The sequence below is a fragment of the Mesorhizobium sp. M0317 genome, assembly GCF_040321555.1.
Taxonomy (GTDB): domain Bacteria; phylum Pseudomonadota; class Alphaproteobacteria; order Rhizobiales; family Rhizobiaceae; genus Mesorhizobium.
The window spans coordinates 20,677-39,463 of sequence record NZ_JAMYRV010000021.1 but is presented as its reverse complement, the minus strand read 5'-3'; the positions used below and the strand labels follow the sequence as shown (position 1 = coordinate 39,463).

6 protein-coding genes are annotated in these 18,787 nt (G+C 64.9%); 3 read left to right on the top strand and 3 right to left on the bottom strand.

The features are described 5' to 3' along the window. Positions 1–12: 12 nt before the first annotated feature. The 3 genes from NKI88_RS16305 to NKI88_RS16295 all read right to left on the bottom strand — a co-directional run bounded on the left by NKI88_RS16305 (position 13) and on the right by NKI88_RS16295 (position 8,625). The gene (locus NKI88_RS16305) at positions 13–696 is read right to left on the bottom strand and encodes a M15 family metallopeptidase (protein WP_352656146.1); all 684 of its coding nucleotides are present in this window, start codon (positions 694–696) and stop codon (positions 13–15) included. Between the two features lie 253 nt (positions 697–949). Continuing rightward, complete coding sequence (pbpC, locus tag NKI88_RS16300; protein WP_352656144.1) at positions 950–3,055, bottom strand: penicillin-binding protein 1C; 2,106 nt, start codon at positions 3,053–3,055, stop codon at positions 950–952. Positions 3,056–3,138: 83 nt separating this feature from the next. After that, a complete protein-coding gene (locus NKI88_RS16295) occupies positions 3,139–8,625 on the bottom strand; it encodes an alpha-2-macroglobulin family protein (RefSeq protein ID WP_352656142.1) in 5,487 nt (1,828 codons plus the stop codon). Between the two features lie 277 nt (positions 8,626–8,902). Here NKI88_RS16295 and NKI88_RS16290 point away from each other — a divergent pair, with 277 nt between their 5' ends. The 3 genes from NKI88_RS16290 to NKI88_RS16280 all read left to right on the top strand — a co-directional run bounded on the left by NKI88_RS16290 (position 8,903) and on the right by NKI88_RS16280 (position 18,787). Further along, positions 8,903–10,831, top strand: a complete 1,929-nt coding sequence (locus tag NKI88_RS16290; RefSeq protein ID WP_352656140.1) for an autotransporter assembly complex protein TamA — start codon at positions 8,903–8,905, stop codon at positions 10,829–10,831. A gap of 2 nt (positions 10,832–10,833) precedes the next feature. Further along, on the top strand, positions 10,834–16,881 hold the full coding sequence (locus NKI88_RS16285) for a translocation/assembly module TamB domain-containing protein (RefSeq protein WP_352656138.1): 6,048 nt from the start codon (positions 10,834–10,836) through the stop codon (positions 16,879–16,881). Between the two features lie 253 nt (positions 16,882–17,134). Continuing rightward, positions 17,135–18,787, top strand: coding sequence for an ABC transporter substrate-binding protein (locus NKI88_RS16280; protein ID WP_352656136.1), 1,653 nt, complete (start codon positions 17,135–17,137; stop codon positions 18,785–18,787).

The following is an 18,787-nucleotide window of genomic DNA, read 5'->3' as shown; positions in this document are numbered from 1 at the left end:
GCACCGGGCACTTCAGCCCGCAGTGATGGGAAAATCGAAGCGCAGTTTTGGAAACGGCTCATCCCGAAGCGTGTAGTGCCACCACTCGCGCGCATAATTCTTGAAGCCGCCGGCGCGCATGGCGTCGAGCAGCTTTTTGCGGTTTGCCGCTGCTTCTGCCGCCAATGGGCGATGGGCGGTTTCGCTCGCCGGGTCGAAACAGTCGAAGCTGGTGCCGAAATCGAGCGTGCCGGCGCCGGCCGCGCCGCAAGCGGCGGATGACTTGTTCTTGCCGTCGCTGCGGGCGATGGCGACATCGACGGTCGAGCCGCGCGAATGGGTGGACAATTCGCCGATATAGCCCTTGGCGATGAGGTCGCCGCGCGGCACCAGAGGGTACCATTGCGGATCGGGCGGGCCGCCCTCTCTGGTCCATTTGCCCATGTCGGCAACGGCGCGGGCCGGGCGGTAGCAGTCGAAGACGACCAGCGTTAGGCCGTCGGCGGCGAGCGCTTTCTGCACGCCGGACAGCGCTTGCGCAGCTTGCTTCGTGAGGATGCAGACTGGGGCGTCGTAGCCATCGGCCTTGCGATGCAGGAAATTTTCCAGGCCGGCATAGCGGATGTCCTGGCGGATCGAGGGATCGACATCGGCCAGGCGGACAAAGCCGGCGGGCACGGGATCGGCGGAGGCGGGGGAGCAAGTCGAAACGAACATGGATACGGCTAAGGCCAATCGTCGATGCAAGCGCTTCGGCACACCCCCCTCTGGCCTGCCGGCCATCTCCCCCGCAAGGGGGGAGATCAGATGTCGCTGCGGCTTTCGCCAATTTTCAACGTTGCTGAATGAGCGCGGCGCCGAAGCTGCCAATCTCCCTCCTTGCGGGGGAGATGGCCGGCAGGCCAGAGGGGGGTGCCTCGCGCCGGGTCTCGGGCGAAGAAGCCCAATCCCCTGAATCGCTTGGCGCCATCTATTCAACGAACACCTTCACGCTTGCCGCGCGTCCCACGGCGTCGATGACGGTGAGCCTCGAATAGCCGGCGCCGTCGGGCAGCCAGGTCGCGGTGCGGCGGCGGTCGATGCCGACGAGCGGCTTGCCATTGGCCAGCCAGCGGAACGGCGCGCGGCCGCCTTGCAGTTTCAGCACCAGCGGCGAGGCCTCGGCGGAATTGGTGGCGAGATCGACGCGGGCGCCGTTGGGCGGGAAAATGATCGTTGGCGCCGGTTCCGTCGGGCCTGCCTGCACCAGTCCGTCGGCGCCGGCGCCGAAGCGCGCCAATGTCACCGGCAGGTCTTCGCGCCTGGCCTTGACGACGCCGGCCGGCTGGCTGGGCAACGGGACGGCGGTGAGGCCTGAACGGACGAAGCCCTCGAACAGGATGGGGGCGGCCGAGACATAGCCGGACAGGCCGGGCACCGCACCGGCATCGGCGCGGCCGACCCACACACCCAGCACGTAGCGGCCGTCGAAGCCGACCGACCAGGCATCGCGATAGCCGTAGGACGTGCCGGTCTTGTAGGCGATGCCGCGCTGCAAGGCGCCCTCAGGCGGCTTTACGCCCGACAATATGTCGGTGATCTGCCAGTTCGCCTGGGCGTCAAGGATGGTGGCGGTGGCGCGCTCGTCGTTGGCCGGCTCGGTGCCGTCATGGAGCGTGTTTGCCTTGCCGCCATTGGCGAGGCCGGTATAGAGCTGGACGAGATCGCGCAGCGTTACGCCGACGCCTCCGAGGCCGATGGCGAGGCCCGGCGCCTCGTTGACCGGTAGCACCGGGCTGACGCCGGCCTGGCGGAAGCGCGCCATCAGCCGTGCCGGGCCGACAGAGTCGAGCACGCGGATTGCCGGCACGTTGAGCGACAGCTGCAGCGCCTGGCGGATCGAGACATCCCCCTGATAGCCCATGTCGAAATTCTTTGGCCGGTAGCCGCCGAAATCGACCGGTCTGTCCTCGATCAGCATTTCCTGCGCCACCAGCCCCTGCTCGAAGGCGAGGCCATAGATGAACGGCTTAAGCGTAGAGCCGGGCGACCGCACGATCTTGGTCATGTCGATCCAGCCGGAACGGCTGGCGTCGAAGAAATCGGCAGAGCCGACTTCGCCGAGGATGTCACCGGTGCGGGCATCGGCCATCACCATGGCGACGGAGAGGCGCGGACCAAGCTTGATCGCGGCATCGCGCGCCACCTGCTCCAGCCCTTGCTGGACGCTTTTGCGGATCGTCAGCTGCAATGGCTTGCCGGGTACGGCCTTGGGAAGCATGGCATAGGCGGCATGCGGCGCCAGCGCCGGCAGTTTGCGGCGCAAGCCCGAGACATCATCGAGCTCTGCGCGCGCGGCCTCGCGCTCGCCAAGCAGGTCAGCCGACACCATGCGGGTCAGCACGCGGTCGCGGGCGGCATGAGCGATGGTGAGATTGCGGTCGGGCCGGCGCTTTTCCGGCAATTGCGGCAGCGCAACCAGCAGGGCGGCTTCCGAGACCGTCAGCCGCTTCGGCTCCTTGCCGAAATAGGCGAGCGAGGCGGCGCGCACGCCTTCGAGATTGCCGCCATAGGGCGCCAAGGTCAGGTAGCGTTCGAGGATCTCCTGCTTGGACAGGCGCCGCTCGATCTGGATGGCACGCAGCATCTGTTTGATCTTGGAGCCGAGGCTGCGGCTTTCGCGCGGCTCGATCAGTCGGGCAAGCTGCATCGACAAAGTCGAGCCGCCGGAGACGATATGGCCGCTGGTGGCGAACTGGCCGGCGGCGCGCGCCAGCGCCAGCACATCGACGCCATCATGGTCCCAGAAGCGCTTGTCTTCATAGGTGACCAGCATGTCGACGAACTGCTTGTCGACCTGGTCGAGATCAGTGTCGAGCCGCCAGTAACCGTCCGGCGTGGCGAAGGCGCGCAACAGCTGGCCGTCGCGGTCCTGGACCTCGGTGGAGACGGTGAGTTTTTCGGGCAGGGGTGGCGGGAAGGCGCGGTCGAGCTCCCAGAGAGAAGCGGCAGCGATCGCCGCAAAGCCGACGAGGGAGGCGGCGGCGATGCCTGTTCGACGGAGAAATTTTCTGGAGAGCATGGTGGTGCCCTTCATCCGCCTGCCGGCTCCTTCTCTCCGCATAGCGGGGAGAAGGAGATGGTCGCGGACATCGGCGTGTTCATCTTCGTCAAGGCGCCTTACGGCGCCTTGATCTCCATCATGCCGGTGGCGGTGCGGGCCGAATATTGCGGCCGGTACATGTCCTCCACCGTGGCTGCCGGATGGGCATAGGTGCCCGGCGTTACCGCACGCACGACGTAGGCCAGCATGATGTTGCGGTCGCCATCGCCGTCATTGGGATTGAATGCCGCGACGAAACGGTCGTCGCGGAATTCGAGATGGGCCGCGTCCGTTTGCGCCAGCCAGGTGAAGTTCGACAATTGGGCGCTGGAGACAAGGCCCGGATTGTCGATCTCGAAGCCGGCCGGCAACAGGTCGGTGATCAGCAGGCGCGAAGGCCAGCGGTTCTGCTCGTAAACCTTGAGCACGACCACGTAGCGTTCGTTCTGCGTCGCCTCGGTGACGTTGGCTTCGGTGCCATCGAGCTTGTAGTAGGTGCGGTCGATGGTGAAGCCGTCGCCGCCGGCCGGCAAGGGCTCTACCGGCGAGGCGACCGTGGTGACGACCGCCTGCAGCGGCGTGGCGCCGGTGTTGGCGATGGTCAGCGGGCTGTCGGCAATGTCGGTGCCGCTGAGGTGGTTGGAATACCCACCGGCATGCGGCGCGCCGTTGACCGAGAGCGTGATCGAGTCGTTGCCCGACTTCAGCGCGCGGGCCGCCAGAAGCATCCAGGATTCGTCCTGCGTGCTGGTCCAGCGGGCATCGGCGCGTTCCCTTGCCACCAGCCGGATCAGTTCCGGCACGATGGTCGGCACCGGCTTCGATTCGGCGGCGAGCGCCAGGATCGCGGCGCCATCACGCAGCCGCGAGCCATAGTCGGACCGGTAGTAGTCGTACTCGGTGGTCGACTTGGCCAGCTGCAGCGCCGTCTGGAAGGTTGCTTCCGAACGTTGCGCGTCGCCGTAGAGCGCCAGGCTCGCCGCCAACTGGGCGACGGCCATCGGGCTCGAGAAGGCTTCGAGCTTGGTGTCGGCGTAGTAGCGCAGATCGCCGACCGAGGCCTTCTTGTTGCGGGCCAGAACATAGAGCGCGTAGGCGATTTCGCTGCCGCGATCCTGGACGTCCTGGTCGTAACCGACCGAGTTTTGCAGATTGCTCAGCGCCTGGCTCATCGCCAGGGCCGGCACGTCGTAGTTCTGCTCGCGCGCCCGGGTCAGGAAGTCGGTGACGTAAGAGTCAAGCCACAGATCGCCGGAGCCCGGACCCCACAGGCCGAAGCTGCCGGCCGAAGCCTGGTAGCTCAGCACCTTGTAGATGGCCGCCTGAACGCGGTCGTGCAGTTCGGGATCGCTTTGCATGCCGACGCCGGACGCCAGATCGTTGACGTAGAGAAGCGGCATGGCGCGGCTGGTGGTCTGCTCGGCGCAACCATAGGGGTAGCGGTCGAGCGTCATCAGCAGCGACGGCACGTCGAATGCGGCAGCCTGAGAAACGCCGACGCTGATCGAGGCGCCGTCGAGCAGGCTTGCCGCGAGCAGCTCCTTGTCGACGCGCAGCGAGCCGCCATTGCCCTTGAGGTCGACGACCAGACGGGTGGTGACCGGCAATTGCGCCGGACGCACCGGAACATACAGCGTCTGCTCGACGGAGGTGCCGTCGCCATGGGCGAGCTTGATGGTGATCGAGGCATTACCCGCCGTCTGTGCAACCAGCGGCACAGTCAGCGTCTGGCGCTTGCCCTTGGCGAGAGTCAGCTTTTCGGGCAACGGCTTGTCGCCGGTCGAGAGGTCGCCGGTCGTGGCGATCGACAGGGCATAGTCGCCCTCCGGACCGTCGGTGTCGGCGACATCGAGCCGCATGATCGCTGCATCTCCAGGCGCCAGGAAGCGGGGCAGGCCGGCGGTGATCACCACCGGATCGCGCACGATGACATCGGTCGTGGCATGGCCGACGGCCTCCTTGGTCCAGGCGACGGCCATGACGCGCACGGTGCCGTTGAACTGCGGGATGTCGAAGTCGATCCTCGCCTTGCCGTCGGCGTCGAGCTGGACCGGGCCGGAGAAGAAGGCGACCAGCTTTTCGGTCGGCGGACTGCCTTGCGGCTGCATCGAGGCGCCGTCGCCGCCGGTCCTGAGCTTGCCGCTGGTGCCGAGCGAGCCGTCGATGAGACGGCCATAGATGTCGCGGACTTCGAGCCCGAGCATGCGCTGGCCGAAATACCAGCCCTCCGGATCCGGCGCCTTGTAGTTGGTGAGGTTCAAAATGCCGACATCGACGGTAGCGACCGTGACATAGGCATTGCTGCCCGGCGCTACGCCGGCGACCGAAACCGGGATCGACAGCTGCTGGCGCGGCATCGTCTTGTCCGGCGGCGTCAGGGTAACCGCGAGCTTTTTCGAGCCCGGGTCGACCGTCAGCCATTTTACGCCGATGGCGCGCGCCGGCATGCGGGTTTCCTGCGCATCGCCGGGCCGGAGCAGGGTTGCGGTGATGTAGGCGCCGGCGCCCCAGTCGTCACCGACCGGGATGTCGACCGTGCTGCCGCCGGCCGGCACGGTTGCCGTGACGGTCTTGAGCAGCTTGTCGGCGCCGATGGTGACCAGCAGTTCGCCGGCAAAATGCGGCGACACCTTCAGCTTGGCCACGTCGCCGACGGCATAGCTGTCCTTGTCGAGAGCGATCTCGAGCCCATCAGGCGTTTCGGTGGAGGTCGAGGAGACATACCAGCCGGCGTCGAACTCATAGCTGGTCGCCGGGCCCTCGGGATCGGCAGTCTCGATCTCGAGCCGGTACTGGCCCCAGTCGACCGGCATCGTCACGGTCGCCTCGGCATCGGCGCTGAGATCGACCTGGCCGTTGGCGATCGACTTGGTGAAGGTGACCGGTTCGTAGTTCCACGAGTTGTTGTTGCGATACCACTGGTAATTGCGTTCGACCTTGACCAGCGACCACTGCGCGCCCTTCAGCGTCTCGCGCTTGCCGTCGGGATCGACCGCGATGAGGCTGAATTTGGCGGTGCCGCCCTGCGGCACCTCATTGTCGGCGAAATCCGGACGAATGCCGATCATGTGGCCTTGCGGGCGGATGCCGATGTTGAGCGAGCGCTCGATGGCGCGGCCGCCGGTTTCGCGCATGCGAACCGTGACCTTGGCGTCGACCAGCTTGGTGGTCGCGGGCAATTGGTCGACCGTGACCGGGAAGGTCGCCTTGCCGTCGTCGCCGACCACCGGCAGACCGGTGAACGGGGTGACCGAAGGCTCGGCCGACTGCTCGTCGGCAAGGCCGAACGAATAGCCGGCGAAACGGTCCCAGTCGCGCGCCGTCGACAGCGTCAGCTCGCCTTCGAGCGCGAGGCCGGCGGCCGGCGCGCCATAGAGGAAGCGGCCGTCAATGTCGATGTTGGCGGTTTCGCCCTGTGCGATCTCCTGCTTGTCGGACTTCATGTCGAACTCGATGCGATCCGGCACGAAGTCTTCGACCAGGAACATCTGGCTGGAAACGGCCGCCTGCTTGGGATCGGTATAGATCGACACCGTCCAGGTGCCGCGCATGGCGTTGGCTTCCAGCGGCAGGTCGACGGCATAGCCGCCGGCCGAGACGCCATCGGCAACGATGCGGCGGTTCTCGACGCCGTCGGGACGGGTGAAGATGAAGGTCAGCGGCAGGTTTTCCACCGCTTTGGAGGCGCCGTCGCGGGCTAGGGCTGCGACATGCACATCCTCGCCGGCGCGGTAGATGCCGCGTTCGGTCCAGGCATAGACATCGAGCGCGCCCGGTGCGGCGCGTCCGGCGACGCCGCGATCGGACAAATCGAAGCCGGCGCGGCCCATGTCGAGGAAGACGAAATCGTTGTCGCCCTGCTTGGCCATCAGAACGGCCGGCACCATGCCGCCGTCGCCGCGCGTCAGGCCGGGGTTGAAGACAGCATGGCCTTCGGCGTCCGACGTGGCTGTGCCGAGGATTTCATTGTTCCTGGCCAGCAGCGTCAGTTCGGCGCCGGCGATCGGCTTGGCGGTTCCGAGCGAGCGGGCAAAGACATTGAGGCCATCCTGGCCGGTATAGGTCGACAGGCCGATGTCGGAGACGACGAACCACTGCGTGGCAAGCGAATTGTAATTGTCCTCGTCGTTTTCGTTTACCGCTTGCGCGGTCAGCACGTAGACGCCGGGCTTGCGCTGCGGCAAAGCTTCGTCGACCGGGAACGACGTCGTGACGTCCTTGTTGAGGTCGTTGGCGATGTCGAGCTGGCCCTGCCAGACCGGCTCACCCATCTGGTCGGAAATGCTGGAGATATCATAGCCGTCGAGCTGCTTCAGGAACTGATAGCCGGACAGAAGCTGCGCCAGCGAACGATCGCCGATGCGGTAGAGCTTCATCTGTGCGGCATTCATGTTGACGGTGACGACCGGGATGCCGCGGCGGGCGCCGGCGGGCAGCACGAAGCTGTCGCCGGTGAAGCGGGCGGACGGCGCGCGGTCCTGCACATAGATCGACAGCACGACCGGAGCGGCGGTGACCTCGCCAATGGCGGCCGGCAGACCGGCGCGGAAGGTCACTTCGTAATGTTGGCCGTGCTCCAGGCCTTCGACGCAGATCTGCTTGTCCTTGGCCTCGACGCCCTTGGGCGGCTGGTTGTCGACGGTGACGAACTGGGCGTAGTCGACGCCGGTCTTCACCAGCTCCTCGGAAAACTGCGCGCAAATGCGCGGCGCGCTGGTGTCGGCGTCGATCGAGTGATCGATGACGCGGAAGCCCTTGCGGGCCTTGAGATCCTCATATTCGGCCTTGACCGCCGGCGAACTGACCAGCGCGAGGCTGGCTTCATAAGCCTGCAGGGCCGGACGGTAGAGATCGCGGCGGTCGAGGCCGTTGCCGAGCAGCGCCAGCACTTCGGCGCGGGTCTTGGTGGTGCGCAGCAATTTGTAGGCGTTGATGGCGGCGGAGGTGCCTTTGACCGGCAGATTGTAGGATTCGGAGGTGCCGCTGGCCGGCTGTATGGCAAGCGTTTCACGCGCCAGACCGAGCCAAAGCTGGCCGTCGTCAGGCAGGACCGAGACCGCGGCCTCGTATTTGTTCATGGCCTGGCCATGGTCGCCGGTCAGTGCAGCCTGTTCGGCGGCGGCGCGGAGTGATTCCAGCCCGTCGGTCGGCTTGTCATAGGCCGGATCGGTCAGCTTGTTGCGGTATTGCTGGGCCTGGTCGGCCATCCAGTTGGGGAAGAAGGCGAGTTCCGGCGGGGCGCCGATATCGGGGTCGCCATCGACATTGACGACCTTGCCCGCGACCGCGCCGCTGAAGGGTTTCAACTGGTTATAGTCGGATTTTAGGAAGCACCATTTGGCCTTGTTGTTGTAAGTAAAGGCGCGGCAGGCGGGGTCGCCGAGGCATGTCGTCTTGCACTGATCGAGGCTGACATTCTGGTCCGATCTGAGATCGAAGCCGAAATAGTCGGAATTATTTGAGGTCACCACCCGGCGGGCTTCGGCCGCTTGCGCTACAGACCCCCAGGCGAAAATGAGAAGAATCAAGATCGACAGACCACGAGCCGCCGCGCGCATCGCCATAACACCCTCCAGACACTGCTACGTCCGCGGCATGTTCAAGCTTCAGTCAAGCTTGTCAACACGAGGACGGGCAGGTTTCCGCCCGCCAACGGTTCCCAAACCGGCCAATGACCGGTATGCCGATAGTTCATCCACGGGAAAGGGATCACGCTTTCTTGCGAAAACGCAGAAGGTGTGAATTCCAAGCCCTGCCTATTTCAGACAATTGGATTGTGGCCCCTTTACGAGCGCTTCAAAACTTCATTCCAATTTTAGTTTTGTAACCTAGGTTGTCCTGATGCCGGCGTATGAAGCGCAGATGTCGAAGGTAAGTGCGCCACGGCGCACGCTTTCGCGCGCGCTGATTGTGGCGTTGGCGTGCTCGACCGTGCTCGTTACCGAATCGGGGTCGGCGGCCGCCTTTGAGCTCTTCGGCATCAAATTGTGGGGCTCTTCGAATGACGAGGACGCCGATATCGTCGACCCGCTGCGCTATGCGGTGACCATCGAAGCGCCCAATGCCGACAAGGACTTGGTTAAGAAGCTCGAAAACGCCTCGTCGCTGAAATCCGACGAGGACCGCCCGGTTTCCGGCTCGCTCGGCCTTTTGGCCAAGGCGCGTAGCGACCGCGAACAGCTGGTCGCGGCGCTTTATGCCGACGCCCGTTATGAAGGCGTCGTCACCATCACCATCCAGGGCAAGGCGCTGGACGATTTGCCGCCCGATGCCGAATTTACGGGTCCGCAGCCGATCCCGGTGGTGATCAGCATCTCGAGCGGGCCCAAATTCACGCTCGGCAATATTCGGCTGGAGGGCGATGCCGCCGGGCTGGCGAGCGCCGATTTCGGCCTGATAGCCGGCGGCGATGCCGGCTCGGGCGCCGTGCTCAAGGCCGAGGCGCTGATCGTGCGGGCGCTGAAGCAGGAGGGCCGGCCGCTGGCCCGGATCACCGACAGGCAGGTCGTGGCCGAGCACACCACCTCGACGCTCGACGTGACGCTGACGGTGGCCGCCGGGCCGGTTGCCGGTTATGGCGACACCACCGTCGATGGCACCGAGAAGGTCGATCGCGAGTTCACCGAATATATGACCGGGCTGAAACGCGGCCGGCAATATTCGCCTGACGAGATCGACGATGCCCGCGACCGGCTGCTGAGGCTCGAAGTGTTCAACAGCGTGACGCTGAAGGAAGCCGACAGTCTTGACCCCGACGGCAACATTCCGATCGGCGTTCAGGTCAGCGAGCGCAAACCACGCTATTTCGGCGTCGGCGGCACTTTCTCCAACACCGAAGGGCTAGGCCTGGAAGGCTATTGGGGCCACCGAAATCTGTTCGGCCGGGCCGAAAAGCTGCGCATCGAGGGCAAGATCAGCGGCATCGGCAGCAACGATCTCAGCGAGCTCAACTACAATGCCGGCATCATGTTCGAGAAGCCGGGGGTGGTCGGGCCGGCCTCGAAATTCATCGCCAGCGTCAAGACCGTACTCGAACATCCCGACGCCTACGACCATTTTTCGGTCAAGGGCAGCACCGGCCTGTCCTATGAGATCGACAAGAAGCAGACGGTTTCGGCTGAAATCGCGCTCGACTACTCCAGGATCACCGACGCTTTCGGCAAGCACAAATACCTGATCGCCAGCATTCCGCTGCAATATGTCTACGACAACAGGGACAACCGGCTCAACCCGACCAGCGGCTTCAGGGTTCTGGCCTATGCCGAACCGAGTTACGACATTCTGAGCGGCGCCGCCTTCCTCAAGCTCAGGGGCGAGGGGTCGGCCTATCAGTCGCTCGACACGGCCTCGAAATTCGTGCTTGCCGAACGCGTCGCGCTGGGTTCGATCGTCGGCACCGGCCTTCAGAACGTTCCAGCCGACAGGCGCTTCTATTCCGGCGGTGGCGGCTCGGTGCGGGGCTATGCCTATCAGGGCATCGGACCGAAGGACATCGACAATCAGCCGATCGGCGGGCTTTCCTTCTTCGAAACATCGGTCGAAATGCGCATTGCTCTGACCGACACGATCGGCATCGTGCCGTTCGTCGACGCCGGCACTGTCTCGACCACAGCGACGCCGGACTTTTCAGACGTGAAGGTCGGCGCGGGCGTTGGCCTGCGCTACATCACGCCGTTCGGGCCGCTGCGCATCGACGCCGCCGTGCCGCTCAACCGCGACCGTGGCGACCCGCGTTTCGGCATCTATGCCGGGATCGGACAGGCGTTCTGACGATGAAGATTTTGAAACGCATCCTTCGCCTGTTTTTCTACACGCTGCTGATCGTGGCGGCGGCGGGCATCGGCGCGTTGGTCGTGCTGACCAAGACCGAGCGCGGCCGCGAAAATCTCGCCGGCATCATCTCTGACATGGCCTCGTCAGGGGACAGCAAAGTCACGGTCAGCGGCATTAACGGTATCTGGTCCGGCGCGCTGACGGTCGACCATGTCGTGCTGGAAGACCGCGAGGGCGCCTGGCTGGTGGCCCGCAAGGTGGCCGTCGACTGGTCGCCGCTGGCGCTGTTGTCGAAGAATTTCAGCGCCGACCGCATAGCGGCCGAACGGATAGAACTGGCACGGCTGCCTATGGCGAGCACCGAGCCGAGCAAGAGCGGGTCGACCGGCCTGCCGGTTTCGCTTGATATCAGAGCGATCGATTTGCCGGAGATCGCGCTCGGCCAGCAACTTGCCGGCAGCGGCATTGCCGAACTTGCGGCCAAGGGATCGGCCAAGGTCGATGCGTCGCCGCTGGCGATCCAGACGGTGCTCAACGTTACCCGCCATGACGGCAAGCAAGGCAATGTCGACGCCAACATCCACTTCGCGCCGGATGAAAACAAGCTCGACCTCGATCTCAAGGCTTCCGAGCCGGCCGGCGGCATCATCGCCAACCTGCTCAAGCTACCCGGCGCGCCGCCGGTCAACATCGTCGTCTCGGGCACCGGGCCGCTGGCCAACTGGAGCGGCATCGGCACCTTCATGGTCGACGGTCAGATCGTTACCCAGCTCACCGGCCGGCACCAGCTCACCGACAAGGGCAACCGGATCGAGGCCAAGGGCGACGGTTCGTTCGAAGGCTTCCTGCCGGAACGGTTCAAGTCGCTGTTTGCCGGCAAGACCAGCTTCGACCTAGCCGGCACCGCGACCGCGACCGGCGGCGTCGACATCGAGCGCGCTGCGATCGAGAGCGACGCAGTTCATGGTACCGCTGCCGGCATGGTCGACCCCAAGGGCGCCAGCGACCTTTCGGTCGAACTCGTGGCCAAAGCCAAGCCGGTCACGGTCAATGTCGGTACCCAGGCGCAGCCGATCATGGTGGCCATCAACAATGTGACCGCGCGCGCCTTCGGTGACGGCAAGGCGCCGATGATTGACGCCAGCGCTTCACTGGTGTCGGTGGTGGCGGGCGGCTCTCAGGTGAACAATCTGGATGCGAAGATCCATTCCGACGGTTTCGACATCGAGAGCCGCAGCGGCCCGGTCAGTGTAAGTCTGGCGGCCGCCGGGCTGAAGACCGACGTGGCGACGCTGGCGCCGCTGATCACCGGCAAGCTGACGGCCTCTCTTGCCGGTTCGATCAGCAGGGACGAGATTTCCCTCGACGAAGGCACGCTGCGCAGCGATGCTCTCAATGCCGGGCTGACGGCTAAGGTGACGCTGGCCGATCTCGCCATGACGCTCAAGATGAATGCCGATGCTGTGTCGACGGCGCTGCCGCCGCAGATCAGTTCGCTGCTTGGCGAACGGGTCAAATTCTCGGCGACCGCGACGCGCGATCCGCAGGGCTCTTTCGCCGCCAACTCGATCGAACTCACTTCCGGTTCGCTGAGCGCCAGCGGCACCGCCAGCGCGCAAGGCAGCGATATCCAGGCCGACATCAAGGGCAAGCTCGGCGACGTCTCGGTGCTGTCTTCGCTGGTCGGCGTGCCGGTCGCCGGCGGGGTCGATTTCGCGCTGACGGCAAGCGGCGCGCGCAACGCACCGGATTTCTCGGTTTCGGCCGACAGTGCCAGCCTGACGGCCTCCGGCCGCACGGTCAAGGACATCAAGCTGACCGCATCGGGCAAGGCTGACATTGTGAGCCCGGCCGCAGATATCTCGCTGACCGGCGCGGTCGACGAACAGCCGCTCGCCATCAAGGCGGCGCTGGTGACGAGCGATGGCAAGCGCTCCATCAAGGGGCTCAGCGTAGCGCTGGGCGACAACAAGGTGTCGGGCGACCTCACGCTCGATGAAAAATTCCTGCCGCTGGGGACGCTGACGATCTCCGCCCCCGATATCGCGCCGCTGGCGTCGCTGGCCGGGCAGACGGCGGCCGGCGATATCGGCGGCACCGTGGTGTTCGCCAAAGACGGCGAGGCTCCCACTGTCACCATCAATGCAGCCAGCGTGTCGATCGCGCGCGGTGATGTGGCAGCCAAGGCAGTCACCGTCAGCGCACTGATCGCCAACTATCTCAACAGCCCTGCGATCTCCGGCAGGATCAAGGCCGAGAGCGTGACCTCGGGAACGACCGTCGTCAGTGGCATCGGCGTCGACCTCAAGCGTGACGGCGACTGGACGAATTTCACCGGCGGCGCAACCATATCAGGCATTCCGGCGACAGCTGCCGGGCGGGCGAAGATTGCCGGCGGCGCGACCAGCGTCGAGATCGCGTCCGGCGAGGCGACGGTGCGCGGCATCAAGGTGGCGATCGCCGAGCCGTCGAGCCTGACCATTGCCGATGGCATAACCAACATTCAAAGGCTGGTAGTCGATCTCGGCGGTGGCTCGGTGACGCTGTCGGGCACGGCGGGCCAGACGCTCGATCTGGCGGCGACCTTCTCGGCGCTGCCGGCTGCGCTTGCCAATGGCTTTTCACCCGGCCTCGATGCCGGGGGCACGCTCGACGGCACGGCGCAAATCACCGGGCCATCGGCAAATCCCGACATCCACTTCGATGCAAAGCTGGCCGGCGCCGAGACCAGCCAGACCCGTCAGGCCGGGCTCGGGCCGCTCGATGTCGATGCGGCCGGCAGCTATTCCGCGGCCGGCGGCGTCGTGCTCGACCAGGCGACGCTTTCGGGTGAGAAAATCTCCGGCAACGCGGCCGGCACCCTCAACCCGAACGGCGCCAGCGATTTCGCGCTCGACCTGACCTCTTCCGGTCCGAGCCTGCCGCTGGCGTTCGGGAGCGTGGAAGGCCCGATCAAGCTCGAACTGCAGGCGCTGTCTGTGAAGGCGGCGGGGCAGGCTGCGCAAGCCAAGCTCGATATCTCGGCGGTGTTGCCGTCGGTGGCGACGAATTTCACCAAGGTCGAGGGCATCTCGCTGGCGCTGCATTCCGACGCGTTCGATGTGAGAAGCCGCACCGGGCCGATCTCGGGCACGATGACGGCGGACAAGATCGGTCTGGACAATCCGACCATCGCACCGCTGATCGCCGGCAAAGTCACCGCCAAGGTCGCGGGCAGCCTGGCGGCCGATGCGATCACCATCGACAGCGGCTCGGTGCAGGGCGATGCGCTGGGCAGCGCCTTCAATGGCCGTGTCGGCTTTGCCGATGGAGCAATCGACCTCAACCTCAACGCCGACGTGCTGTCGGCGGCGTTGCCGGCGGCGGCGCGCAGCGTGCTGGCAGAGCGCACGCAGCTCAGCGCCACGCTGAAGCGGGATGCCAATGGCAATGTCAGCGCCAATCCGGTCACGCTGGCGTCGGGCGCACTGACCGCGGACGGTCAGGCCAGCCTCGCCGACAACAAGCTTAGCGCACATATCAAGGGTGCACTGGCCGACATCTCGCTGTTGTCGAAAGATGCCAAAGGCGCGATCAGCTTTGCACTCAACGCGCAGGGGCCCAGCCTGGCGCCGGACCTGTCGCTGACGGTCAACAGCGACCGCCTGCTGGTGGCGGAACGCGAAATCACCGGACTTAAGCTGATTGCGACCGGCAAGGCCGATGCCGCGAACCCGGCAGCCAATGTGCAACTGACCGGCAATGTCGCGGGGCAGGCACTGCAAGGCAGCGCGGTGCTGGCGACTGCCGACGGCAAGAGCGCCATCAACGGCCTGCTGCTGTCACTCGGCAAGAATAGGATTTCCGGCGACCTTGCGCTCGACGAGGCTTTCGTGCCGGTCGGCACCATCGCGCTCGACCTGCCCGATATCGGACCGCTGGCGGCGCTGGCGCTGGAAAAGGCCGAAGGCGATGTGCGCGGCACTATTGCATTCTCCAAGACCGCGGATGGCCCGAACGTCGCCGTCAAGGCTGCGACCGCTTCGATCACGCGCGGCGACCTGCAGGCGAAGACGGTGTCGATCGATGCGCTGGTCGCCAACTATCTCGCCGCGCCGGTCATCTCGGGCAAGATTCGCGCCGACAGCGTCATTTCCGGCGGCACCGCCATCAGCGGCATCGATGTCGATTTGAAGCGCGACGGCGACTGGACCGGGTTTTCCGGCGGCGCCACCGTCAAGGGCATTCCGGCGAGGGCTGCGGGCAGGATAAAGGTGGCTGGCGGCACCACCACCATCGAACTCGCTTCCGGCCAGGCCACGGTGCAGGGCATCAAGGCGGCCATCGCCCAGGCCTCGGCCGTCAGCATCGCCAACGGCACCACGACGCTGGACAAGCTGGTGCTCAATCTCGGTGGCGGCACGGCGACGGTGACCGGCAAGGTCGGGCAGGCACTCGACATCAGTGCCGCGCTGTCGAAGGTGCCGGCTTCGCTGGCCAACAGTTTTTCGCCGGGCCTCCAGGCCGCCGGTTCGATTTCGGGAACAGTCAAGGTAACCGGCGCGCCGGGCAATCCGGCTGTCGCTTTCGATATCGATGCTGGTGGGGTGCAGACCTCGCAGACGCGCAGCGCCGGTCTTGGCGGCATGAATATCTCTTCGTCGGGAACATTCGCCGGCAAGAAGCTCACCTTCAACGCCGACATCAGCGACGGCGCCGGGCTTGGCCTCAAGGGCGGCGGTACGGTGACGACGGCCGGCACACCAGCGCTGGTGCTCGACTTCAACGGCAAGGTGCCATTTTCCTTCCTGGCCGCCAAGCTTGCGGCGCAAGGGCTGTCGCTCAGCGGCACCGCCAACGTCAATATCCAGATGCGCGGCCCGGCGGCGTCGCCGGTGATCGGCGGCACGGTCAGCACGTCGGGCGCCCGCCTGGTCGACGCGCGTTCCGGCCTTGCCGTCAACGACATTGCCGCCGACATTTCGATCGGCAATGGCGTTGCCCGGATCAACCGGCTGACCGGCACGCTGTCGACACGCGGCAGCCTGTCGGCCTCCGGCACCCTCGGCATCAATCCGGCGCAAGGTTTCCCAGCCGATTTGTCGATCAAGCTGGTTGACGGCCGCTATACCGACGGCAGGGTGGTGACAGCCAATCTCGGCGGCGACCTGACCATCAAGGGGCCGCTCACCTCTGCGCCGGTGATTTCGGGCACCGTCAACCTGGCCAAGACCGTCATCACCGTTCCCGATAAGCTGCCGGGCTCGCTGGCAGCGCTCGGTGTCAAGCACAAGAACGCGCCCGCCTCCGTGCGGGCGCAGGACAAGGCCTTGCGACCGGCGGCGGCCAGCGGGGGTGGCGGCAGTGGACTTGTCCTCGACGTCACGGTCAATGCGCCGAACCAGATCTTCATCCAGGGCAGGGGTGTCGATGCCGAGTTCGGCGGTTCGCTGAGGCTGACCGGCCCGGCGGCTTCGCCGCAGGCGGTCGGCACCTTCACCTTGCAGCGTGGGCGGCTGTCGATCCTCGGCAAGCGGCTGACCTTTACCGAAGGCACGGTCGGCTTTTCGGGCTCGCTGGTGCCCTACCTCAACTTGACCGCGACATCGACCACGACCAGCGCCACCGTCACCATCGTCGTCTCGGGCGAAGCGACCAATCCGAAATTCGACTTCTCATCGGTGCCGGCGCTGCCCGAGGACGAGGTGCTGGCGCAGCTGATTTTCGGCCGCTCTATGTCGAACCTGTCGCCGCTTCAGATCGCGCAGTTGGCCGAGGCCGCCGGCCAACTGGCCGGCGTCGGCGGCTCCACCTCGCTGCTCGAAAACCTGCGCAGTGCAATCGGCGTCGATGACCTGGATGTGACCACCGATGACCAGGGCGGCACCGCCGTGTCGGCGGGCAAGTACCTCAATGACCGCACCTATGTGACGATCCAGAAAGGCGACAGGCCAGGATCGGGCAAGGCGACGATCGACCTCAATGTGGGACGCGGCGTCAAGCTGCGCGGCGAGGCCAACGATGGCGGCGAGGCCAAGGGCGGCATATTCTACGAAAAGGAATATTGAGTTCCTGGCCCTTACCGCCGCCGGAACTGGCGCTGTCTCAACCCGCCCAAAATGTATCAATTACTCGCCTAAGCAGATTCCGGCGGAATCTGGGCGCGCTAGCACTTTTGCGCCAAGTCTGTCGTTATCACGCGAACCGCTCCCTTTTCAAAGTTGCACATTCCCTAACAGGTTCCGTAGCCATGCCGTCTTTGACATCACGGCAGGGATGCGGAATGTTAAAAGGCGGAAAGCCAACAATGGGAGTTAAGGTATGACAAATTACAAGAGCAATTGCGATCGCGTTCCCGATCACATCCTGGCCATGGCCGAAGAAGCCAAGGCAGGCAAAGTCGATCGCCGCGAGTTCCTCGCCATGGCGAGCGTGTTCGGCGCGTCGACTGCGATGGCCTACGGCATGCTCGGCGTAGCCGTGCCGACCCAAGCCAGGGCCGAAGAGGTGCAGGGCAAGAAGGGCGGCATCCTTAAAGTCGCGCAATGGGTCAAGGATCCCAAGGATCCGCGCAAGGCCGACTGGTCGGAAATCGCCAATGCCGAGCGTCAGGCGCTTGAGCCGCTGGTCAAGTACACCAGCGAATACACGTTCCGCCCGTACCTTCTGGAGAGCTGGGAGGTCAACGACGACGCCACCGAGTACACGCTGCATGTGCGCAAGGGTGTGACCTGGTCGAATGGCGATGCCTTCACCGCCGATGACGTCATCTTCAATCTCAAGCGCTGGGCCGACAAGAAGGCCGAGGGCAATTCCATGCCTGGCCGTCTCGGCACGCTGGTCAAGGACGACAAGCTCGACGAAAGCGCCGTGACCAAGGTTGACGACCACACCGTCAAGCTGAAGCTCGGCAAGGCTGACATCGCGCTCATTCCGAACATGTGCGACTATCCCGGCCTCATCGTGCACAAGAGCTTCGACGAGAAGGGCGGCGACTTCAAAGCCTGCCCGATCGGTACCGGCCCGTTCGAGCTCGTCTCCTACGATGTCGGCCAGAAGGTGGTCTACAAGCGCCGCGAGGACAACAAGTGGTGGGACGGCGAGGTGTTCCTCGACGGCATCGAGTTCGTCGACTACGGCACCGATCCGGCAGCCATGGTCAGTGCCTTCGAGGCCGGCGAAGTCCATACCAATTTCGAGACCTCGGCCGACTATGTGTCGATCCTCGACGGACTGGACCTGGTCAAGTCCGAAATCGTCACCGCCTCGACCATCGTGTGCCGCACCAACATCAACAACAAGCCTTACGGCGATCAGAAGGTGCGTAACGCGCTGCAACTGGCGGTCGACAACAATGTCGTTCTGCAGCTTGGCTACGGAAATGCCGGCACGGTGGCTGAAAACCACCATGTCTGCCAAATCCACCCGGAATATTACGAGCTGCCCAAAGTCGCTCGCGATCCGGCCAAGGCCAAGGCGCTGATGGCGGAAGCCGGCCAGGCCGACTTCGAGCATGAGCTGATCACGGTCGACGAAGACTGGCACAAGAATACCGGCGACGCCATCGCCGCGCAGATGCGCGACGCCGGCCTCAAGGTAAAGCGCACGGTGCTGCCGGGCTCGACGTTCTGGAACGACTGGACCAAGTATCCGCTGTCCATGACCAACTGGAACATGCGGCCGCTCGGCGTCCAGGTTCTGGCGATCGGCTACCGCACCGGCGAGGCGTGGAACGAGTCGGCCTATTCCAACCCCGAATGGGATGCCAAGCTCAATGCAGCATTGGCCGTCGCCGATGCGGCCAAGCGCAAGGAAATGATGAAGGACATCGAGCAGATCCTGCAGGATTCCGGCATCATGATCCAGCCATACTGGCGCAAGCTCTACAGCCACTCGGTCAAGGCGGTGCAGAATTACAAGATGCATCCGACCTTCGAGCGCGACTACGGCAAGGTCTGGCTCGACCAGGCGTGA

Bases quoted from the DNA above. Each gene is read 5' to 3' on its own strand.
- NKI88_RS16280 (WP_352656136.1), top strand. From the start codon at position 17,135: ATGACAAATTACAAGAGCAATTGCGATCGCGTTCCCGATCACATCCTG.
- pbpC (WP_352656144.1), bottom strand. From the start codon at position 3,055: ATGAAGGGCACCACCATGCTCTCCAGAAAATTTCTCCGTCGAACAGGC.
- NKI88_RS16305 (WP_352656146.1), bottom strand. From the start codon at position 696: ATGTTCGTTTCGACTTGCTCCCCCGCCTCCGCCGATCCCGTGCCCGCC.
- NKI88_RS16290 (WP_352656140.1), top strand. From the start codon at position 8,903: ATGCCGGCGTATGAAGCGCAGATGTCGAAGGTAAGTGCGCCACGGCGC.
- NKI88_RS16285 (WP_352656138.1), top strand. From the start codon at position 10,834: ATGAAGATTTTGAAACGCATCCTTCGCCTGTTTTTCTACACGCTGCTG.
- NKI88_RS16295 (WP_352656142.1), bottom strand. From the start codon at position 8,625: ATGGCGATGCGCGCGGCGGCTCGTGGTCTGTCGATCTTGATTCTTCTC.